The 14693-nt window shown below is 66.0% G+C and carries 16 protein-coding genes; 8 read left to right on the forward strand and 8 right to left on the reverse strand.

Features of this window, described 5'->3' with window-relative positions; all coding sequences use genetic code 11:
- Positions 1–27: 27 nt before the first annotated feature.
- Positions 28–297, reverse strand: coding sequence for a DUF2537 domain-containing protein (locus tag CH306_RS03685; protein ID WP_032395842.1), 270 nt, complete (start codon positions 295–297; stop codon positions 28–30).
- On the reverse strand, positions 294–1097 hold the full coding sequence (locus tag CH306_RS03690) for a TrmH family RNA methyltransferase (protein WP_032395843.1): 804 nt from the start codon (positions 1095–1097) through the stop codon (positions 294–296). The genes CH306_RS03685 and CH306_RS03690 overlap by 4 nt, the downstream gene beginning before the upstream one ends.
- Before the next feature lie 117 nt (positions 1098–1214).
- On the opposite strand from CH306_RS03690, the gene CH306_RS03695 reads away from it, so the two are divergent.
- Positions 1215–2414: a GNAT family N-acetyltransferase gene (locus CH306_RS03695; RefSeq protein WP_094645693.1), complete on the forward strand. Its 1200-nt coding sequence runs from the start codon at positions 1215–1217 to the stop codon at positions 2412–2414.
- Here CH306_RS03695 and CH306_RS03700 read toward each other — a convergent pair.
- Positions 2395–3810 (reverse strand): MFS transporter, encoded by a 1416-nt coding sequence (locus CH306_RS03700; protein ID WP_094645694.1) that lies wholly within the window; start codon positions 3808–3810, stop codon positions 2395–2397. The genes CH306_RS03695 and CH306_RS03700 overlap by 20 nt on opposite strands.
- Positions 3811–3890: 80 nt before the next feature.
- On the opposite strand from CH306_RS03700, the gene CH306_RS03705 reads away from it, so the two are divergent.
- From CH306_RS03705 to CH306_RS03725, 5 genes are read left to right on the forward strand one after another with little or no spacing between them, the layout of a single operon-like run.
- Positions 3891–4118 (forward strand): hypothetical protein, encoded by a 228-nt coding sequence (locus CH306_RS03705; RefSeq protein ID WP_082073783.1) that lies wholly within the window; start codon positions 3891–3893, stop codon positions 4116–4118.
- Positions 4115–5050 (forward strand): ABC transporter ATP-binding protein, encoded by a 936-nt coding sequence (locus CH306_RS03710; RefSeq protein ID WP_094631149.1) that lies wholly within the window; start codon positions 4115–4117, stop codon positions 5048–5050. The genes CH306_RS03705 and CH306_RS03710 overlap by 4 nt, the downstream gene beginning before the upstream one ends.
- Positions 5047–5820 (forward strand): ABC transporter permease, encoded by a 774-nt coding sequence (locus CH306_RS03715; RefSeq protein ID WP_094631148.1) that lies wholly within the window; start codon positions 5047–5049, stop codon positions 5818–5820. The genes CH306_RS03710 and CH306_RS03715 overlap by 4 nt, the downstream gene beginning before the upstream one ends.
- 39 nt (positions 5821–5859) lie before the next feature.
- The gene (locus tag CH306_RS03720; protein ID WP_094645695.1) at positions 5860–6996 is read left to right on the forward strand and encodes a sensor histidine kinase; all 1137 of its coding nucleotides are present in this window, start codon (positions 5860–5862) and stop codon (positions 6994–6996) included.
- Positions 6993–7598 (forward strand): response regulator transcription factor, encoded by a 606-nt coding sequence (locus CH306_RS03725; RefSeq protein ID WP_094645696.1) that lies wholly within the window; start codon positions 6993–6995, stop codon positions 7596–7598. The genes CH306_RS03720 and CH306_RS03725 overlap by 4 nt, the downstream gene beginning before the upstream one ends.
- A gap of 5 nt (positions 7599–7603) precedes the next feature.
- On the opposite strand, the gene CH306_RS03730 is transcribed toward CH306_RS03725, so the two are convergent.
- Genes CH306_RS03730 through CH306_RS03740 form a run of 3 tightly spaced genes read right to left on the reverse strand, consistent with a single transcriptional unit; the run spans position 7604 to position 10865 of the window.
- Positions 7604–8875 (reverse strand): MFS transporter, encoded by a 1272-nt coding sequence (locus tag CH306_RS03730; RefSeq protein ID WP_094631146.1) that lies wholly within the window; start codon positions 8873–8875, stop codon positions 7604–7606.
- 57 nt (positions 8876–8932) lie between these two features.
- The gene (locus CH306_RS03735; protein ID WP_032396280.1) at positions 8933–9361 is read right to left on the reverse strand and encodes a MarR family winged helix-turn-helix transcriptional regulator; all 429 of its coding nucleotides are present in this window, start codon (positions 9359–9361) and stop codon (positions 8933–8935) included.
- 52 nt (positions 9362–9413) lie between these two features.
- On the reverse strand, positions 9414–10865 hold the full coding sequence (locus CH306_RS03740; RefSeq protein ID WP_032395850.1) for an NCS2 family permease: 1452 nt from the start codon (positions 10863–10865) through the stop codon (positions 9414–9416).
- A gap of 82 nt (positions 10866–10947) precedes the next feature.
- Here CH306_RS03740 and CH306_RS03745 point away from each other — a divergent pair, with 82 nt between their 5' ends.
- Both CH306_RS03745 and CH306_RS28960 read left to right on the forward strand, forming a co-directional pair.
- Complete coding sequence (locus CH306_RS03745) at positions 10948–11187, forward strand: DUF2530 domain-containing protein (RefSeq protein WP_094631145.1); 240 nt, start codon at positions 10948–10950, stop codon at positions 11185–11187.
- Positions 11188–11328: 141 nt separating this feature from the next.
- Positions 11329–11472, forward strand: a complete 144-nt coding sequence (locus CH306_RS28960; RefSeq protein WP_155289340.1) for a hypothetical protein — start codon at positions 11329–11331, stop codon at positions 11470–11472.
- Here the strand turns inward: CH306_RS28960 and CH306_RS03750 are convergent.
- On the reverse strand, positions 11441–11992 hold the full coding sequence (locus tag CH306_RS03750; RefSeq protein WP_176459147.1) for a phosphatase PAP2 family protein: 552 nt from the start codon (positions 11990–11992) through the stop codon (positions 11441–11443). The two genes, CH306_RS28960 and CH306_RS03750, sit on opposite strands and share 32 nt — an antisense overlap.
- Entirely contained in the window at positions 11982–14684 is a 2703-nt protein-coding gene (locus CH306_RS03755; RefSeq protein ID WP_256981022.1) for a sacsin N-terminal ATP-binding-like domain-containing protein, read from the reverse strand. Before CH306_RS03755 ends, CH306_RS03750 begins: the two co-directional genes overlap by 11 nt.
- Positions 14685–14693 lie beyond the last annotated feature (9 nt).

Raw genomic sequence — 14693 nt, forward strand, 5'->3', positions numbered from 1 at the left:
CAGGGCCGTCCTGGGTGCCGGCGAACGTCAGAACGCCAGCGCCGCCAGTGCCACGAAGCTGAGGATGGAACCGATACCGGCTCCGTACACCGCCCAGCGCCACACCGGTATCGCGAGCCACCGCATGACCGTCGGAGCTGCACCCGCGACGACGATAATGTTCAGACCGAGTGCGAGCAGTGGATGAATTCTGGCCAGCTCCAGACCGAACGTCGTCAGTGCCACACCCACCAGCGCCGCCGAGATGACGGCGATCGGGACTCCGGTCCAGCGGACGCTCGGGTCGTGGTCGTTCACGTCAGGCGCACACGTTCGTAGAACCCCATCGCCGCGGCCGTCGCCACGTTCAGCGAATCGGTGCCAGGGGCCATCGGAATCCGCGCGCGAATGTCCGTTGCTCGCATGGCATGTTCGGTCAGACCCGGCCCCTCGGCACCCAGCAGCAGGGCAACCTTCTCCCCCGTCATCGCCGTCGCCAACGACACCGCCGCCGGGTTGGGCGTCAACGAGATCAGCTGAAACCCGTGCGCGCGAACACGATCGAGGCCACGGGGCCACTCGGGCACCTTGGCGAACGGCACCCGCAGCACATGTCCCATCGACACTCGCACCGAACGACGATAGAGCGGATCAGCACACGCGGCCCCGAACAGAACGGCATCGACCCCGAGGCCCGCCGCGTTGCGGAACATCGACCCGAGATTCTCGTGATCGTTGACGCCCTCGAGAATCGCCACCGTCCTGGCACCGTCCAACACCTCGTCGAGATCGAGGGCCGGCGGCCTGTTCGCCGCGGCCAACACACCACGATTGAGGTGGAAGCCGACGACCTCGGCCATCACCTCCGCGGACGTCCGGTAGAACGGAACGTCCGAATCGACGAGATCGTCGCGCAAGGCGTCGAGCCGTCGATCCACGCCCAGCAGGCTGATCATCGGAAACCGCGAGGTCAGCAGCCGCTGCGCCACCAACACACCCTCGGCGATCACCAGGCCCTTGCCCTCGGGCAGGTCGGGTCGCCGATCCGACGAGTTGAGATCGCGAAAATCGTCCAGTCGCGGGTCCGAGGGGTCGTCGATGTCGAGTACATGCACCACGTGCTCATCTTGTCACCCGGCCGATTTCGAGACTCCCTCGGCGAAGGCCTGCTTCCGTATGGCAGATTTTTCGGGTCGTTCCGCGGGCTCCACTCCTGTATGGAAAAGTAAAGTCCGATGACTACCGACGAATCGATCACCATCCGCACCGCCACCGACGACGACTGGGATGCCGTCGCGCTGCTCGACGCCCACGCGTTCGGCGAGCACCAGAACGCCGAGGACCTGGCCGAGACGCAGATCCTGACCCAGTCCGAGCACGTGTACCTGGCCTGGGACGGCGAGACCCCGGTGGGTGTGGCCATGCACTTCCCGATGTCGGTCACCGTTCCCGGTGGTGCGCAGGTCGAGGCGTCCGGAGTCTCCTGGGTCTCGGTCGCGCCGACGCATCGTCGACGCGGCATCCTGCGATCGATGTTCACCCAGCAGCACCGCGCCCTGAACGACGCGGGCGCACCACTCTCGCTGCTCACGGCCAGCGAGGCGACGATCTACGGACGCTTCGGCTACGGGCCGGTGACCGAGGAGATCAGCGTCTCGATCGATCGTCGATTCGCGCAGTTCCGCAAGGACACTCCACCGGCCACCGGCGTCCGGCTGATCGAATCGGCCGAGGCCACCGAACTGCTCCCCGACATCTACCACCGCTGGCAGCAGCAGACCGCAGGCGCGCAGCCCAAGCCGCCGATCCGCTGGGAGCGGTTCTTCGCCGACCGCGAGAACCGGCGCGGCGGACTGACGGCTCTGTTCTTCGTCGTTCATCCCGACGGATACGTCGCCTACCGACGCGGCCGCAACCCGAGCCGAGTGGTGGTGGAGGAATTCATCGCGGTGACCGACGACGCGTACGCCGCGCTGTGGCAGATCCTCGTCGGCGTGGACCTGGTCGACACCATCGAGGTACGGCAGGCACGGGACGAAGCGCTGCCGTTCCTGCTGACCAACAATCGGCTACCGAAGGTCACGGCTCACCACGACGCTCTGTGGGGCCGCATCATGCACGTCGAGGCAGCTTTGGAGGCACGCACCTACGCGCTCGACACCTCGCTGATCATCGCTGTGCGAGATCCCTTCCTCGATGCGGGCGGCACCTACTCGCTGACCGTGACCGACGGCCGCGCCACCTGCACCCGGGTGGAATCCGAACCGGACATCGAACTCGACATCGACGTGCTCGCCAGCATCTACTTCGGCACCCATCGGGCCCGCTTGTTCGCCGCGGCCAACCGCCTCACCGCCCGCAACGACGCGTCGCTGCACGCACTCGACCTGACGTTCGGAACTGCGCGCCCGGCCGTCATGGGCTGGGGTTTCTAGGACCGGTCGACGCATCGAGCGCGGTGGCCGAGCCACCCCGCATCCACAGGGCTGCGCAGAGCGTCACCGAGAGCAGCACCGTCGTGTAGACGACGAAGTCGGTGCTGCCACGGCCGCTGGTGGCGTGGTAGATCAACGGTGCCGTACCCCCGAACAGGGAGTTCGCCACGGCGTAGCCGAAGCCGACGCCGAGGGCACGAATGTGAGCGGGGAACACTTCGGCCTTGGCGATGCCGTTCACCGACAGATAACAGGTGAGAACGGCGAATGCGCTCACCAGCATGACGAACACCGCAGGCGGAGACGTCAGCCGGTCGGTGGCCAGCACCAGTGCGCCGGTGGCCGGTATGCCCAGTGCCCCGAACGTGACGAGAAGAGGCTTTCTCCCGATGCGGTCGCTCAGTGCGCCGCCGACCGGCTGCAGCACCATCAACACCACGAAGGCCGCGAGCACGAGGCCGGTCGCGGTGAGCTCGCCCCTGGCACCGTCCGCGGCGAAGAAGGTCTCGCGAACGATCGAGGGAACGGTGACCGTGTAGGTGTAGAACGCCGCACTCCCTCCCGCGGTCAGCAAGAACACCCAGACGAGCGCACGCCGGTGATCGCGAAAGAGCGCCCCCATCGTGGCGTCTCGGTCCGCCCGCGGCGCTCCCGGTGCACGGGGCACGCGATCGAGTCCACGCGCCCACCACAACGACGCCATGCCCGCCGCGCCGCCCGCGGCGAACGCGAGACGAAAGCCCCACTCGGAAATTGCCGCGCGATCCGTACCCGCGAGGAGCACGAGCAGACAGGCCTGCGCGAGCACGAGACCGCCGACGATGGTCGCGGCCTGGAACGAGGCGAACAATCCCCGGTGTCCGCGCGTGCCCGATTCGGAGAGCAACACCGTCGCCGCCGCGTACTCGCCACCGGTTGCGATGCCCTGCACGATGCTCACGACCGCGAGGATCACCGCCGCCCAGACACCGATGTCGTGGACCGTCGGAGTGACCGCAAGGGCAACAGATCCGGCCGACATCAGCGTGACCGCCGCGACGAGCGCGAACTGCCGGCCCCGCACGTCCGCGAGCCTGCCGAACAGCCACGAGCCGAGTGGCCGTACGACGAAGGTCAGTGCGAACAGTCCGTAGACGTACACGAGCGAATTCGTCGAGGCCGGATCGAAGAACTCGGTCCGAAAGTACGGTGCGAACGTCGCGTAGAGGTACAGGTTGAACCACTGCACCAGGTTCGGCACCGAACCGGCCAGAATGACGCGGATCTGCGGACGACGGCCGGGGCTCGCCGACTCGGTGCGATTCACGAGGCGAAGGTACCCGGCCCGCGGCCCTACCGCTCGCCGTTCGAGCGACAGAACCGCCGTCGCCACGAGCGCGCTCATGACTTTTGTCATGGCCGGACCGTGACGGTGTCACTTCAGGTCATGATGCGCCGCACTGTTTTCGGTGGTTCGGGCGCAGCAGACTCGTAGTCATGAAGCAACCAGACGAGGGAAACCTGTTCACCGATCTCATGGAGCTCGGGCCGGCTCCGACGATGGCGCGTGAGATCGTCGTCATCGTCATCAGTCTCGCGATCGTCGCCGTGTTGTTCGCGATCGTCGGCACGTCCCTTCCGGCATTCGTCGCACTCGGCGTCATCGTCGCCTTCATGGGCGTGCGGTTCGTCATCGGACTCCGCAACTGGGAGAAGCAATCATGACCATCATCGAAGTCAGCGGCATGACTCGCCGCTACGGTTCGGGCAAAACCGCTTTCGAGGCCGTGAAGACGCTCGATCTCGAGATCGCGGAGGGTGAGCTGTTCGGCTTGCTGGGCACCAACGGTGCCGGCAAAACCTCCACTCTCGAAGTGATTCAGGGACTTTCACGGCCGAGCGAGGGCACGGTGCGGATCATGGGAATGGATCCGGTGTCCGATCGCCGCAAGGTTCGACCGTCTCTCGGCATCATGCTGCAGAAGGGCGGCCTGCCCCAGGATCTGACCACCGCGGAAAGCCTGCGGATGTGGGCGGGCACGTGCAGCAATCCACTGCCGACGGCGGAGGTGCTGGGGCGCGTCGACCTGGCCGACCGGGCCGACACGCGGGTGAAGTTTCTCTCGGGCGGCGAGCAGCGCAGGTTGGATCTGGCGTGCGCCATCATCAGCCGCCCGAGGGTGCTGTTCCTCGACGAACCGACCACCGGACTCGATCCCGAATCTCGCCGCAACACGTGGCGTCTGATCCAGGAGCTGAAGAATTCCGGCGTGACGATCATGTTGACGACGCACTACCTGGACGAGGCCGAGTCACTGTGCGATCGGCTGGCGATCATGCACCGCGGCAGCGTCGTTCGTAGCGGAACGGTCGACGAGGTGGTCGCCGACCATCCGGCGAAGATCGAACTGCAGGCCCCCGGTACGGCACTGCCGACTTTGCCCGGTACGTCGATCGACGTCTCGGGAGACACCATCTCGATCCAGACGTCCTCGGTACAGGAGACCTTGACCGATCTGCTGCTGTGGGCGCGAGACAACGGAGTGACCCTCCACGGTCTCGACGCCCGAGCGGCATCGCTCGAGACCGTATTCCTCTCCATTGCAGACGAATTCGACAATTCCGCTATCCAGAACAACGAGGTGATGAGCGCATGAGCACGATGACCGCCCTGTCACGAGCAGAGTTCACGCTGCTCGGACGCAACCGAGTACTGCTGTTCAACGCAACCGTCATACCCCTCGTGCTGCCGATCGCGTTGCTGATCATCGGCAGTCGGGGCGACGACGGATTGACCGACGTGGGCGTCGGAGCGGCGCTCGAGATGTTCGTACTGTTCCTGTTGGTGTTCATGGTCTACTACAACATGCTCTCGATCTACGCCACGCGTCGAGACGAGTTGGTACTCAAGCGACTTCGGACCGGAGAGAGCTCGGACCTACAGATTCTGCTGGGGCCGGCCGTACCCTCGTTCATCCTCACCGTGGCACTGGGCCTGATCGTCGGAGCCGTGGTTCTGGCCTTCGGTGGCCCGGTTCCTACGAACGCACTGCTCGTCGCGGTGGCCCTGCTCGGCGGCGCGGCTCTGTTCGCCGCACTGGCACTGATCACGTCTGCCTTCACCCGCAATGCGGAAGCGGCGCAGATCACCAGTCTTCCGGTCATTTTGATCGCCATGGTCGGCTCGTCACTGCTTCGCGGTGTACTCCCGGATTCGTTCAGCCGGGTCATCGAGCTGACCCCGATGGCTGCGGTCTCGGACCTGCTGAACCTCGGCTGGTTCGGCACCACCACGCCTGGCGACGCGCCCATCGGTTTCGCTGCCACCTTCACCGAAGCCGGAATGCCGCTGCTGGTGATGCTCGCCTGGATCGTCGGCAGCCTGCTGATCGCCCGCACGCACTTCCGTTGGGAACCGCGGTCCTAGATCGCCCCTTTCGCCGCACCGTCTGCAAGGCTGGAGATCATGAAGTTGCACCAGTACCTCAATCCACTGCACGGCTGGAACGACAGCAGTGCAGTGGACAAGGTGCGCGTCTACACCCGCCAGTCGTTTCTGCTGATCACCGTCGGTGTTGCCGCCGCTGCGATGCTGACGTCACTGCAGTTCGAGGACTACCTGTCGATGGCGGCCGTGGCAGTCTGTGCCGCAGCGACCTTCGTGGTCGTTCAGCGCACCCCCGCGCTCGGCGGCCAGTCGACGGCGAGCCCACGAATTCCCTTGACGATCATGGCAGTCGCCGCTGTGGTGCTGGTTGCCGGCGGGGCCACGAACAATGCATTGTGGGCCGTCGTGCTCGTCACCAGTGCGGTCGCAACGCTGATCCCGTTGCGGTGGTGCCTGGCGGCGGCCGTGGCCGCTGCTGGACTTGCAGCAGCTCTCGGCACGCCGGCAGTGGAAACACTGGTGCTCGGTCTCCTCATCGCCTTCATGGCCTTCACCGTCCAACTGTCAGCGTGGCTGCTGCGTATCGTCACCGAACTCGATGCCACCCGCGACGCTGCTGCCGCGCTCTCCGTTGCCGAGGAGCGTCTGCGATTCTCGCGAGATCTGCACGACGTCGTCGGCCGCGCACTCTCGGCCATCGCGGTCAAGAGCGAACTCGCCGCGGCACTGGCGCGTCGAGGTGACGATCGAGCTGCGGCCCAGATGGACGAGGTTCGCATTCTGGCCCAGGAATCCATGGCCGACGCCCGAAAGCTGGTCCGCGGCTATCGATCGATCGATGTGGCCTCGGAACTCGACGGCGCTCGATCCCTGCTGTCCGCCGCGGGCATCGCCACCGAGCTCGTCGGTGAAACCTCGATGCTCGACGAGCGCGCAGCCGAGGCCGCCGCGTGGGTGGTCCGTGAGGGTGTGACGAACATTCTGCGTCACTCCGAGGCCACCTATTGCCGGATCGAGCTGACCGACAACAGTATTCGACTGATCAACGATCATCCGCAGCCATCGACCGGCCGCGACGACGGCACAGGCCTGAGCGGACTGCGAGAACGGCTGGTCGCCGTCGACGGTACCCTGCACACCGAGCAGACCACCGACGAATTCACCCTCACTGCGGCGTTGCCGACCTCGCCCCAGAACGCAAGGACCACACCATGATCCGAGTTCTCTTGGCCGACGACGAGAATCTCATCCGTGCTGCGCTGGCAACCATGCTCGATCTCGAGGACGACATCGAGATCGTCGGGCAGGCCGACTCCGGGGAGAAGGCGCTGACCGCCGCAGCCTCGCTCTCCCCCGATGTGGCCGTGCTGGACCTGCAGATGGGCGGAATCGACGGCATCGAGACGGCCCAGAAGATCGCCGAGACGCTGCCCGACTGCGCGTCGATCATAGTCACCAGCCACGGCCGGCCGGGCTACCTCAAGAAGGCGCTCGAAGCAGGCGTGCGCGGTTTCCTCCCCAAGACCACCTCGGCCGCCACTCTGGCCGACGTGGTGCGCACCGTGCACGGCGGCGGGCGCTACGTCGACCCGACGCTGGCCGCCGAAGCCATCGGGGCCGGAGACTCGCCGCTGACACCGCGCGAGGCCGATGTGCTCGAGTTCGCCGCCGACGGCGCGTCGATCGCGGAGATCGCACGGCGCGCCCATCTTTCGCCCGGCACCACTCGCAACTACCTGTCTGCGGCGGCTGCGAAACTGGGTGCAGCGAACCGGCACGAGGCCTGCGCTCTCGCCCGACGCCACGGCTGGATCTGAACGCCTCACACCTTCGCGGTGGCGGCCACGGTGTCGAGGGTGGGCAGCCGGTGCCCGTCTGCGGGCGGCACCACCGTGATCCGCAAATTGTTGTGCCGCAGTAGATACACGGCCGCGAACAGCCCCGTCGCCAGCGAGATGACGCCGCCGAACACCAGTGGTGCGCGTGGATCGAGGACGTCGGCGAGCCAGCCTAGCACCGGGCTGCCGAGCGGAGTTCCGCCCAGAAAGCACAGCATGTAGATGCCCATCACGCGTCCGCGCATGTCGGACGGCACCGACATCTGCAGAATGTTCATCGCCGACGTCGTGAACGTCAACGTCAGGGCACCCGTGGGTATCAGCAGAAGTGCGACGAGCAGGTAGTTGGGCATCAATCCGACGATCAACTCGAAGGCTCCGAACGCGATGACGGCACCGATGAACAGCCGCAGGCGCGGCGCGCTCGCCCGCCGCGCCGCCAGGGTCGCGCCGGCCAATGTGCCCACGGCCAGGGTTGTCGAGAGCAGACCGTAGGCGTCTGCCCCGCTACCGAACGTGTTGCGCGCCAACACCGACAGACTCAGCGGAAAGTTGAGGCCGAACGTCGAGACCATGAAGACCGTGGCCAGCAGTACTCGTAGGTCACCGCGTCCCCAGACGTATCGAAAGCCCTCTCGCACCTGCCCTTTGGCGCGTGGGGCGGGTTCGACGCGGAAGAGCTGACCGACGTTCATCGCCACGAGGGCACCGAAGACCGCCGCGAACGACACGGCGTTGATGAGAAACACCCAGCCGGTGCCGACGAGGGTGATCAGTACTCCGGACACGGCAGGGCCGACGATGCGCGCCATGTTGAAGGTCATCGAGTTCAACGCGATCGCATTGGCGAGGGTCTCTTTGCCGACCATCTCGATGGTGAACGATTGCCGTACCGGAGCGTCGATCGCCGACGAGCAGCCGAGGACGAATGCGATGACGTAGACGTGCCAGAGTTCGACCATCCCCCCGACGTCGAGGACGCCGAGCACCAGACCGCAGACCGCGGCGAAGACCTGGGTGATCATCAGCAGCTTGCGCTTGTCGTAGCGGTCTGCCAGGACCCCACCCCAGACCGAGAGGAACAGCGTCGGTCCGAACTGCAGGGCCATGACGATGCCGACGGCGAAGCCGTTTCCGCCGGACAGCGTCAGAACGAGCCAGTCCTGGGCGACCCTCTGCATCCACGTGCCGACCAACGAGACGATCTGCCCCGACGCCCACAATCGGTAGTTGTGGGTCTTCAGAGCAGCGAACATCGTCGAGCCGGGGGTACGGGAAGCAGGGGCCACCGTTCAAATAATAAACCTAGGTAACTACTCGGAGTCGCTGACGAGGGCCCCGATGATCGCTACCGCGTCACGGAGTGTGTCGAGTTGCTCGGGACCGAGGCCTGCGAGCTGCGCCGTCATCCATGCTTCGCGGGCACTGGCCTCGTCGGCGATCAGTTCTCGACCGGCCGGTGAGAGCGAGACGATCACCTGCCGCCCGTCGGTGGGATGGGGGGTGCGCGCCACCAGGCCCAGTTCGGCCAACGATGCGATCACCCGTGTCATCGACGGCGGCTGGACCTTCTCCCGCGCGGCCAATGCACCCGGCGTCATATCGCCCTCCCGACTCAGCGTGGCCAGAGCCGACAGCTGAGTGAGCGAGACTTGCGAGTCCACTCGCCTACCCCGAAGGTGGCGAGTCAGCCTCACCACCGCAAGCGACAGGTCGCTTGCCAATTTCCGATTGTCCTTCACACCATTTCCCGACGTCACAGCGCAGAGAATACGCCCTGGTACCGACCATGCGTCATGTAACCGCCTCGGTGATGGGTCCGACGGCGAAATATGCGACGAACAGCAACGCGACGATCCACAACAGGGGATGAACCGACTTCGCGCGACCGGAACCGACCGCAAGTACGACCCAGGTGATGAAACCGACGCCGATCCCGTTGGCGATGGAGTACGTGAAGGGCATCACCACGATGGTCAGGAAGGCGGGCAGTGCGTAGTCGAACCGGCGGAAGTCGATGTCGAGGACCTGCCCGATCATCAGGGCACCCACCACGACCAGCGCAGGCGCAGCCGCCTCGATCGGAACCACGGCCGTGAGCGGGGTGAAGAACATGGCCAGCAGGAAGAGCAGTCCGGTGACGACGTTGGCCAGTCCGGTACGCGCCCCCTCGGCGATTCCGGACGCCGATTCCACGAACACCGTGTTCGACGACGCCGAAGCACCGCCTCCCACGATCGCTCCTGCTCCCTCGACGACCAGTGCCTTTCCGATGTTCGGCAGGGTCCCGTCCTTGTCCAGCTTCGCTTCCTTGCCCAAGCCGGTCATCGTGCCCATCGCATCGAAGAAATTCGCGAGCACCAGCGTGAAGACCAGCAGGCTCGCGGCGAGCACGCCGATGCGCGTGAACGCTCCGAAGAGATCGACGTTGCCGACCAGCGACAGATCGGGAGACTGCACCAACTGGCTCGGCAACTGGGGCACCGACAGATTCCACCCCTTGGGGTCGACGCCGTTGGAGGGCCCCACATCGGTGACGGCCTCGACGATCGCCGCGAAGATCGTCGTGACGACGATGCCGATCAGCAGTCCGCCGCGGACCTTGCGCACCACGAGTACACCCATCAGCAGCAGCCCGAACACGAAGATCACCGTCGGCCACGACGCGATGGACCCGTCGATACCGAGCCCGACGGGAACCGTCGTGCCTGCGGCGTCGGGGATGCGGCGCACGAAGCCCGAGTCGACCAATCCGATGAACGCGATGAACGCGCCGATACCGGCGGCGATCGCCGCCTTCAGCTCCGGCGGGATCGCGTTGAATACCGCGGTGCGGAACCCGGTGACGGCCAGCAGCACGATGATGATGCCGTCGATGACGACGAGCCCCATCGCCTCGGGCCACGTCACCTGCGGCGCGATGGTCACCGCGAGCAGGGTGTTGATGCCGAGGCCCGCTGCGATGCCGAAGGGGTAATTGGCGATGATGCCGAAGGCGATGCTCATGAATCCGGCCACGAGCGCCGTGACGGCGGCGACCTGGGCGACCGGCAGAATGTTGCCGAGTACGTCCGTCTTGGCCGCTGCGTCGTCGGCGGAGAAGCTGCCCAGGATCAGCGGATTGAGGACGACGATGTACGCCATGGCCACGAACGTGACCACGCCACCTCGAACCTCGGATCCGACCGTCGAGCCGCGTTCGGTGATCTTGAAGTAGTTGTCGAGTAGCCGCGACGACAATTGCATGAGCGAACGATAAAGCACACCGAAGCAGTTGGGTAACTGCAGCGACGCAACCGAGACCAACGCAGTGGCGTAGCGTGATTTCGTGGCCCACCTCCCCCAGATTCCGCGCAGCCTCACCGATCCGGTGCCGGTGTTGACGATCGGCATACTCGGCTGGATCGTCGCGCTGGTGGTGTTCACCGCCACCGGAGAGCGCACCGACGACGCACTGGCGACGTGTTGGTCCGGTATCGCCGTGGGTGCAGTAGGGTTCGGAATCTTCCTCGCGCAGAGAGCGGCGTCACGTCGCGGAAGCAAAACCGCCCAACGAGGCCTCGATTGAGATCAGGATCACGTTAGCCCGGTCACCGCACCGCCCCTGACGTGGGCAAACTAACCCGTCAGCCGGTTGAGTAACACAAAGTTAACGTGGACCATGGGTTATGTCAGTTCAGATAACCACTAGATCCACGAAAGCCAGGCCATGAAGCTCGTCTCTCAGTACCGCAACCGCCGCAACCACGTCCGCTCGCTCCGCGCCCTCTACGCACGCGCCAACGCTGTCTCCAGCCCGGCCATGCGCGACGAGCTGCTCGTCATCGCCCAGCGCTCCGATTTCTCGCGCTGATCAGCCTGACGGCATAGATCGACCCCAGCCCCCACAGGGCACCGAACACCCAGCCGGCCAGCACGTCCGTGGTCCAGTGCGCACCCAGGTAGATCCGAGAGAATCCGATCAGCAGGGACGCGACCACAGGTAGTACGAGCAGGGCCGGCCGATGCAGCCACGGAGCAGGCGATCGCAACATCACCGCGATCGCCACCGTGGCAAGCACCATCGACACCATCGCGTGGCCCGACGGAAACGAATGGCTCGCAATGTCCACCAGCCGCTCCGGAATCGGTGGACGCTCCCGCGCGAACGCGAATTTGAGCGCATTCATCAGACCCCACCCGGTCAGCATCGAGCCCGCGACGACAACGGCATCCGATCTGCGTCCGACGCGAAGCAACGCACCCACGATCACCGTGGACAACAGAAACATCGACACCGTGTTGCCCACCGTGGTGATGATCCAGAACATCGTCGTGACCCAACCGACTCGATGCTCGACCATCCAGTCCAGGATCACACCGTCAAGCCCCACGAGGTCGCTCCCAACTCTGCGTGCAGTGGACCGTTCCGTCGGCGGTCACCCACCACGGCACTTCTCGATCTCCGCTCACGTCACCGGACAGCCGAACCACCAGCTCGTGATGGACCACCACCCCTCCTGACGGCAGCGGCAATCCCATTACGGCACAGGCCAACACGGCTCCCGGTTCACGATCCCACGAGCTGACGCGTCCTACGCCGATCACTTCTCCGCCGATCGCCTCCGACGCCTGCCCGACGTCCAGAACATCGGCCAGTGCGGCAGCGGTTGCCATGTCCGAGAGCACGGCGACCTCCGGCGGCACCACGCTCGCCAGCCACGGAGCGTCGATCACCAGCGCATCCGACGCGTCCACGACTGTGCCGCCGAGCGTGCGGACGCGATCCGGTGGATCGATGTCCGAGACCTCGATGCGTTGCTCTGCAACAGCGGTGGCGATGAGCGTGTGGGTTCGCGCGATCACCGCGGGAGTCGGGGTGCGCTGCGAATCCGACAGCGCCGCCAGCAACACGCGGGCAGTATCGGCGTTCTCGCAGTTCGACGCACTGAGCACCGCCCGCAGTTCGTCGGCACGCGGATGATCCAGCGGATCGAGCAACCCGGCGAACGTCTCGTCCGAAGGCGCTCGGAACTCGATCGGACGCGAATCGTGCAGTCGTGCATGACGCCTGAGCCACCACGCGGTGTAGCCCTCACGATCGACCAGTGCCGCACAGGTAACGGGATCGTCGAGTAGCACCGTCAGGGCCTCGGTCCATGCGTCAGATCGAACGAGGTCGAGATCCCGGACCGCGAGAAGTGTCTCCGGCTCATCGGACAGACTCGACCACCACGCCGCCTCGTCGTCGAGATCGTGATCAGGCCCGGTCGGCAGCTCGTCACGCACCACCGAGAATCCCCACCCGACTCCCACTGCACGCAGCGCACGCTCACCGAACCTGTCCACCACCGCGGACGCGAGAACACCGAACGGCGAGTCCTGAACCAGCAGATCCGCCAACGGCGCTCCGGGAAGCAACAATTCGTCGGCGCTGCGCAATTCGCCCTCGTCGTCCGCGAGGGGCAGGCCGCCCAGCCAACTCGGTAGCTCACCCGCCTCTCCCGCCAGCGCGAGCACGGCATCGACCAGCCGGTCGACCTCCTCGCTCTCGTCCCAGTCGAGATCGTCCAGAGCCGCCTCGAGTGCCGGGTCGCTGAGCAGTTCGGTCGCAGTCGCCTCCCGAGCACCCAAGCGTGTGAGCAGCGAACTCACCGCGTCCGGATGCACCAGCCGGACCCAGGTGACCGCGGCAGAGGCATCGGAGCCGATCACCGTCGTGCGCGGGCCGGTCACCGTACGACCGTCTGCGAGCGGAACAGGCAGCGCGGCAAGCTCTTCCGCAGCCACGCCATCGACCACGAGCGGGGTCAAGGCGTCGTACACTCGCCGCCACCAACTCGGCTCGCGATCGAGCCCACCGACCATCTCCGCCAGCCTCGCCAACCCGATCCGGCGCACACCCACCGCCGACAGCGCCGATGCATGCCGCGCACCCGACAGCGACGCGTCGACCGGATTCGGTACGACGTCGACCAGCGCCGAGACGAGTTCCTCGGTGGCGTCCGCGATGACGTTCGCCTGCTCGGGCACGAGGTCACGTCCGTCGGCACCGGGAAGCCATGGCGCACTGGACAATCGACGGAAGATCAGTTCACGCAGTGCGCCGTCGACCTCACTGCGCGCGAATCCGACTTCGGGTACGAACGACGCCCTCGACCCGGCAGGCAGCGAGGCCACGAAGTCCGGGTACCCGTGCGCTACCGCGTCGAACGAGACACTCGGCAACACGCGCCGCCGATCGGGCTGCATCGGCACATCGGCAATGACCAACGCGGGCAACGACATCAGCTCGTCCGAGCGAGTCGGCGCGCGCAAGACGTCGGGCGGCGAGGGAACGGGCACACCGTCGACGACCGGAGCGAGCCAGCGCGCCGCCGGGGTGACGAACTGCCGCCAAGTTCGCGATCCGATCGTGATCTCGGCGCTGCTGTCATCGAGTGTCGTTCTGACGCAGTCGATCACGACACCATCGATCTCGATGGAGTTCAGCGCCTCCAGTTCGAGCAGCAGGTCGACCGCCTCGTCCGCGAAGCCCGCGGCGACAGAATTCGCTGCCGCGTCGGCTCGCACCGTCAGCACGATCTCGGTGTCGAACCCATCGGTGGGCGGGACGGCGACCGGCCACGCGAGCCGCAGCACCGGCACGCCGGTGTCGGGCGTACGCATGTCTCGCTCACGCAGCGCCTCGAGCGTGCGATGCGCGCTGAACATCACGCCGCCGTTGCGGGATCGCACCTCGATCTCGTCGGACACCGACCGCACGGCGGTGAACCCGACCCCGAACTGTCCGACGCCCGAATCCGCAGCAGTCTTGCCCGACGCCCTCAAGGCGGTCAACGCATGCACACCCGAAACATCCAGCGCAGCACCGGTGTTGGCCACATGGACGGCACCGGCGTGATCGGTCCAGACCGCCATGCGACCCGGGACACCGGCGCGTCGGGCAGCATCCGCTGCGTTCTGCGCGAGCTCGGTCAACAGCCGGTCGCGGTAGCCCCCGCGCACCAGATCGGACTCGGACGCCGAATCCTCCCGAAGCCGGGTGGGCGACGAGCCCCACGCCGCGAGAACAGACTCCCGCAACGACCCGGT

It is taken from the genome of Rhodococcus sp. 15-725-2-2b, assembly GCF_002259075.1.
Lineage (GTDB): Bacteria > Actinomycetota > Actinomycetes > Mycobacteriales > Mycobacteriaceae > Rhodococcoides.